The organism is Streptomyces alkaliterrae (assembly GCF_007097205.2).
In the GTDB taxonomy this organism is placed as follows: domain Bacteria; phylum Actinomycetota; class Actinomycetes; order Streptomycetales; family Streptomycetaceae; genus Streptomyces; species Streptomyces alkaliterrae.
Genome location: NZ_VJYK02000414.1, coordinates 1 through 3,935, shown reverse-complemented (window position 1 = coordinate 3,935; position 3,935 = coordinate 1). Strand labels below are relative to the sequence as shown.

Annotated in this window: 2 protein-coding genes and 1 pseudogene; all 3 read left to right on the top strand. The window is 74.2% G+C overall.

The window, feature by feature from the left end; translation table 11 throughout:
* Positions 1 to 492 (top strand): annotated as a pseudogene (locus FNX44_RS24785) (NADH-quinone oxidoreductase subunit L); the annotation flags it as partial.
* 3 nt (positions 493 to 495) lie between these two features.
* On the top strand, positions 496 to 2,235 hold the full coding sequence (locus FNX44_RS24780) for a complex I subunit 4 family protein (protein WP_143651226.1): 1,740 nt from the start codon (positions 496 to 498) through the stop codon (positions 2,233 to 2,235).
* The gene (locus FNX44_RS24775) at positions 2,232 to 3,902 is read left to right on the top strand and encodes an NADH-quinone oxidoreductase subunit N (RefSeq protein WP_143651225.1); all 1,671 of its coding nucleotides are present in this window, start codon (positions 2,232 to 2,234) and stop codon (positions 3,900 to 3,902) included. Before FNX44_RS24780 ends, FNX44_RS24775 begins: the two co-directional genes overlap by 4 nt.
* The last annotated feature ends 33 nt before the right edge of the window (positions 3,903 to 3,935 follow it).

Sequence of the window (3,935 nt, the reverse complement as noted above, 5' to 3'; positions counted from 1 at the left end):
CCCATGAACGCCGTGCTGTGGCTGCTGGCCGTGCCCTCCCTCGCCTTCGGACTGCTCTACGGCTGGCTCGCCGACTGGTTCGCAGGACCCAGCCTGGCCCCGACCATGACCACCTCCGTACTCGGCACCGGGCTCGCGCTCATCGGCGCGCTGGTCACCTACGCGGCCTGGCGGCAGGCCACGGCGGTGGGCCGCACCCCCGACCCGACGCCCGCCCTGCTCGGACCGCTGCACCAGCCGGCCCGCGCCGGCTTCCACCTGGACGCCGCCTACGACCGGATGTTCGTCGCCCCGGTACGCGGCGGCGCCCGGCTGGTGAACTTCCTCGACCGGGAGGTCGTCGACGCGTACGTGCGCGGCGCCGCGACCCTGCCCGGCTGGCTGGGCACGCTCGCCCGCCGCGCCCAGACCGGCAACGCGCAGACGTATCTGAGCGTGCTGCTGGCCGGAGCCGTCGTCCTGGCCGTCGCCGTACTCGCCGCCGGAGCGTGAGCCGTGATCACCCTCAATGAGACCGTGCTCCAGCTGCTGCTGGTCGCCGTGGTCGTCCTGCCGCTGATCGGCGCGGGCGCCGCCCTGCTGCCCGCCCCGCCGGGCCTGCGCGGCCGCAACCCCGACCAGGCCGTCCTGCGGCACGGCGTCACCGTCACCGGCGCCGTCCTGCTGGGCTCCCTCGTCCTGGCCGCCGGCTTCGACCTCGACCGGCCCGGCGCCATGCAGGCCGAGTCGGACATCAGCTGGATCCCGGCGTTCGGCGTCCGACTGCACTTCGGCGTCGACGGCATCTCGCTCCCCCTCCTCGTACTGACCGCGCTGCTGACCTTCCTCTGCGCGCTGTACTCCTACTTCGTCAAACCCCCACAGAACGCCCCCTCGGCGAAGGCGTTCGTCGCGCTGCTGCTCGTCCTGGAGACGGGGGTCCTGGCCACCTTCGCGGTGCTGGACCTCGTGCTCTTCTTCCTGGCCTTCGAGATGGTCCTCATCCCGATGTACTTCCTCATCGCCCGCTGGGGCGGCGAGGGCCGGGCCCGGGCCGCCTGGCGCTTCGTGCTCTACACGCTGCTCGGCTCGGTGGTCATGCTGCTCGGGCTGCTGCTCGTCGGCCTGCAGGCCGGCACGTTCGACATGGTGGCACTCGCCACTGACAACGGCGCCTCGCTCAGCCGGACGACCCAGCTCATCGCGGTCCTCGCCATCGGCGTCGGCCTCGCCGTGAAGACCCCGATGTGGCCCCTGCACAGCTGGCTGCCCGACGCCCACACCGCCGCGCCGACCGTCGGCTCCGTACTGCTCGCGGGCGTGCTGCTGAAGATGGGCACCTACGGGCTGGTGCGGATCGTGCTGCCGATCGCGCCCGAGGGCGCCGCGTACTTCGCGCCCTACCTGGCCGCGTTCGCCGCCGTCGGCATCATCTACGGCTCGCTGGCCTGCCTGGCGCTCGTCCGACAGGGCGCCGGCGGCGACCTGAAGCGGCTCATCGCCTACTCGTCCGTCGGGCACATGGGCTTTGTACTCCTCGGCATCGCCACGCTCACCCGGACCGGCGTCAACGGCGCGCTGTTCGCCAACATCGCGCACGGGCTGATCACCGGACTGCTGTTCTTCCTGGTCGGCGCGTTGAAGGAACGCACCGGCACCACCGACCTCGATCGGCTCGCCGCCGACCGGGGCGCGGCGCTGTACGCGCGCGCCCCCCGCTTCGGCGGGCTGCTGGCGTTCGCCGCCGTCGCCTCCCTCGGGCTGCCCGGTCTCGCCGGGTTCTGGGGGGAGATGCTGGCCCTGCTCGGCGCCTTCCACCCGGCGGACGGGCTCAGCCGACCCGCCTACCTGGTCTTCATGGCGGTCGGAGGCTTCGGCACCCTGCTCACCGCCGCCTACCTGCTGCTTGTGGTGTGCAGGGTCTGCATGGGCGACCCGGCGCACGCGCCGGCGCTCGCGACTGGGCCAACAGGCCCCGGCGCGGGCGAGCGCGCACCGGCAGCCGTCGGCGCGCCCGGCGCAGCCGCCGAGGGTGACGACGCCGCCGCGCCCGGCGTGCCCGCCGAGGAACGCGCCGGCGGCCGGGAGACCGCGCCCGCGCCCACCACCGGCGCACTGCCCGACGTACGCGGCTACGAGTTCGCCGCCTGGACGCCGCTGGTCGCCCTCACGCTGCTCGCGGGCCTTTGGCCCGCGGTCCTTCTGCACCTCACCGACCCGGCCGTGCAGAACCTGCTGCCAGGAGTCAGCCGATGACGTACGCCGCCGCCGCCCTCCTCCACGCGGACGCCGCCCTCCTCCACGCGGACGCCGCGCTGCTCGCCGCCGACAGCGTGCCGGCCGCCGGCAGCCTCATCCAGTCCGTCGACTGGGTCGCCGTCGCGCCGCCGACCATCGTCGCGGTCGCCGCCCTCGTGCTGCTCGTCGCAGACCTCTTCCTGACCGACGCGCGCAAGCGGCTGCTCGGCTGGGCGGCCGTCGCCGCGCTCGCCGTCGCCTGCCTCAGCCTGCTGCCGCTCGTCGGCGAGGACCGCGGCACCTTCTGCCTCACCACCGACCCCACGCTCTGCAGCTACAGCGCCGACACCCTCGCGCTCGTCGTGCAGTTCCTCGTCCTCGGCGCCGCGCTGGTCACCGCACTCCTGTCACTCGTCGTCGTACAGGACGCGGACCTGCCACGCGGCGAGTTCTGGTTCCTGCTGCTGTCGACCGCAGCCGGTGCCGCGCTGCTGCCCGCCTCCCGCGACCTGGCGACGCTGGTCATCGCCCTGGAGGTCGCGTCGCTGCCCACGTTCGCGCTGGTCACCCTGCGCCAGGGCGACCGCCGGGCGTCCGAGGCGGCCGTGAAGTTCTTCCTCTCCTCCGTCACCGCCACGGCCGTCACGCTCATGGGCGTCAGCTTCGTCTACGCCGCCACCGGCAGCCTGCACCTCAGCCGCGTCGCCACCGCGCTGCCCGTCGTCGACGCCCGGATGACCTCGCTCGCCGCCGTCGGCGTCACCCTCACCCTGGTCGGCTTCGCCTTCAAGACGGCCGTCGTCCCGTTCCACTTCTGGGTGCCCGAGACGTACGTCGGCGCGCCCGTGCCGGTCGCCGCCTACCTGTCCGTCGTCGGCAAGACCGTCGGCTTCGGCGGCCTCATCCTCGTCACCATCCTGGCGTTCCCCACCTACGCCACCACCTGGGGCCCGGTGCTCGCCGTACTGGCCGCGCTCACCATGACCGTCGGCAACGTCGCCGCGATGCGGCAGCGCCCCGACACGCGCGACAGCGCGGTACGGCTGCTCGCCTGGTCCTCCGTCGGTCAGGCGGGCTACCTGATCGTGCCCATCGCGGCCGCCGCCTGGGCCGACGCGCCGATGCGCGCGGTCGGCGCCACGCTCGCCTACGCCCTGATGTACGCGGCCGTGAACCTCGGCGCGTTCGCCGTCGTCATCCACGTCGCGCGCGGCGCCCGCGCCAACCGGCTGCTCGACCACCGCGCCCTCTACAGCAGCCACCCGCTGCTCGCCCTCGCCCTCGCCTTCTTCCTGCTCTGCCTGGCCGGGCTGCCGCCGGGCGTCGTCGGCCTGTTCGCGAAGGTCGCCGTGTTCGGCGCCGCCGTGGACGCCGGGCTGGGCTGGCTCGCGGTGGTGATGGCGGTCAACGTCGTCATCGGCCTCGTCTACTACCTGCGCTGGACCGCGCTGCTCTTCCAGCGCCCCGAACCCGCGCCGGAGGCGGCGCCGGAGACCGAGTCGGCCGCGAAGGCCGCGGCCGCCGAAGGCGCCGTCGGCGCCGTCGGCGCCCTCGTCCGGACCCCCGTCCGCGCCCGCGTACCCCTCCCGATCGCCGCCGTCGTGGCCCTCACCGCCACGATCGCCGTGGTCCTCTCCGGAGCCCCCCAGCTCATCCTGCGCCTGGTGGGCGTCGGCGTGCTCTGAGCGGGCGCCCGCCCGCCGGCGCCCGCTCAGAGC